The sequence below is a fragment of the Sulfitobacter sp. HI0129 genome (genome assembly GCF_001635395.1).
GTDB lineage: Bacteria > Pseudomonadota > Alphaproteobacteria > Rhodobacterales > Rhodobacteraceae > Sulfitobacter.
In genome coordinates, this window is record NZ_LWGH01000721.1 from 1 (window position 1) to 1,704 (window position 1,704).

Genomic DNA, 1,704 nt, shown 5'->3' on the forward strand with positions numbered 1-1,704 from the left:
ACAAGACTTATCGGATCGTCAGGAAAGCGCTGCTTGGAAAAATCGTAGGCAAGCGCTCCAACGTTTACCGGAAAACGGTCGTCGCCACCCAAGGTGTTCAGGATGATGGTCAGATCGTATGCCCATCGTTGTGGCGACTTTGGCTTGCTCATCCGGGCTTCCCCCATAGCTTTACCATCTCGCGGATTTTTTCTTTGGTGTCGGCATCCATGTGCCGGTATTCGCGATAGAACTGCACATCGACTGCATCCTCTTCTGATATCGCCTGCTTTTCGTCGAGCAGGTATTCAATCGTGACGCCAAGAACTTCAGCGATCTTAGTCAGCTTTTCCGCAGATGGTCGCGGCGGATTCTTGTTCTCCAGCTCCCAAATGTAGCTTTTGCTGGAGCCGGAGAGTTCGGCGAGTTTGTCGAGCGTTAGCTTCTGCTCCTTTCGTAAGCGGCGAATCTTCTCTCCCAGGCTGTTGGTCATGTGGCGGCCTCCCCATCGATCTTCTTGTTCGGTAAAGACATACTTTACGTGCTTGACTTCTGACTTTCAACAAATATATGATGTTCGGAGTGGGCGTACTTTTTGTGCCTGCATCCCTAACGAACCGGAGGTATGAGAAACATGAGTAAGGGACCGAAGACCCATCACGTCGTGCCGAATCCGGCAGGCGGATGGGATGTCAAGCGTGGCGGCGCATCCCGCGCCAGCAGCCACCATGAAACGAAGCAGGACGCTGTTGATCTCGGACGTGAAATCAGCCGCAACCAACAAAGCGAACTGCGCATCCACAACCGCGACGGACGGATCGCCAGCAGCGATAGCCACGGTGGCGATCCGTTCCCGCCCAAAGGTTAAACAGAAAGGACATAGCCATGGCGAAAGACGAAAAAGGCAAACCCGACAAAGAGTATACGATTGTCGTTAACGGTCGCGAGAAGACGGTGACAACGACCGAGCTTGGTGAGAACGATCTGATCGCCCTCGCCTATGAGAACCCGCCCACCGGCGAGATGATCTGCTTCACGATCACTTACCGGCGCGGTCAAGGCAACAAGCCAGAAGGCACGCTGGATGAGGGCGATACCGTGAAGCTGAAGGAGGGCATGATCTTCAATGTCACGGCAACTGATAAGTCGTAACGCCGATCTCAAGGCCCTCGAAGAGGGCGGATACGAGGTGGCCGTAAAGAATGGCCACCTCGTGATTTCCAACGTGCCCTACGTGAACGCCAATCGCGAGGTAAAGCTTGGCACCCTCGTTTCTGTTCTGCAGATGAACGGGGGCGAAACGATGACGCCGAGCGACCACAAGGCGTACTTCGTGGGCGAACATCCTTGCGATCCGGACGGCAAAACGCTCGAAAGCATCAGGCATTCCAGCAGACGCCAGACCCTCGGCAAAGACATCACGGTAGACCACATGTTTTCGGCCAAGCCGAAAGAAGGCTACCGCGACTATGAACACAAGATGGCTACCTATGTAGAGATGATCGCTTCGTCCGCGCGGAAAATCGATCCGACGGCAGATGCGCGCACCTACGTCGTTGCAAACTCCGATGAACCTGATCCGGTATTCAACTACCAAGACACAGCCTCGACACGGGCCGGAATCGGCGGTCTCTCCGAAAAGCTGGCAATGAACAAGGTCGCAATTGTCGGCCTTGGTGGGACCGGCTCTTACGTTCTCGATCTGCTCGCCAAGACCCCGATCCG

At 54.9% G+C, this 1,704-nt stretch carries 4 protein-coding genes; 3 read left to right on the forward strand and 1 reads right to left on the reverse strand.

The annotated features are described in order from the left end of the window. Window positions 1-148: 148 nt before the first annotated feature. Window positions 149-472, reverse strand: coding sequence for a helix-turn-helix domain-containing protein (locus A3764_RS17935; protein ID WP_067920594.1), 324 nt, complete (start codon window positions 470-472; stop codon window positions 149-151). A gap of 141 nt (window positions 473-613) precedes the next feature. Here A3764_RS17935 and A3764_RS17940 point away from each other — a divergent pair, with 141 nt between their 5' ends. From A3764_RS17940 to A3764_RS17950, 3 genes are all read left to right on the forward strand, one after another. Next, the gene (locus tag A3764_RS17940) at window positions 614-847 is read left to right on the forward strand and encodes a DUF2188 domain-containing protein (protein ID WP_067920596.1); all 234 of its coding nucleotides are present in this window, start codon (window positions 614-616) and stop codon (window positions 845-847) included. A 17-nt stretch (window positions 848-864) separates the two neighbouring features. Continuing rightward, window positions 865-1,131 (forward strand): multiubiquitin domain-containing protein, encoded by a 267-nt coding sequence (locus A3764_RS17945; protein ID WP_067920598.1) that lies wholly within the window; start codon window positions 865-867, stop codon window positions 1,129-1,131. Beyond that, a partial coding sequence (locus tag A3764_RS17950) for a DUF6791 domain-containing protein (protein ID WP_330220544.1) occupies window positions 1,106-1,704 on the forward strand: 599 nt, incomplete at its 3' end. The genes A3764_RS17945 and A3764_RS17950, both read left to right, overlap by 26 nt.

Bases quoted from the DNA above. Each gene is read 5' to 3' on its own strand.
- A3764_RS17935 (WP_067920594.1), bottom strand. From the start codon at position 472: ATGACCAACAGCCTGGGAGAGAAGATTCGCCGCTTACGAAAGGAGCAG.
- A3764_RS17940 (WP_067920596.1), top strand. From the start codon at position 614: ATGAGTAAGGGACCGAAGACCCATCACGTCGTGCCGAATCCGGCAGGC.
- A3764_RS17945 (WP_067920598.1), top strand. From the start codon at position 865: ATGGCGAAAGACGAAAAAGGCAAACCCGACAAAGAGTATACGATTGTC.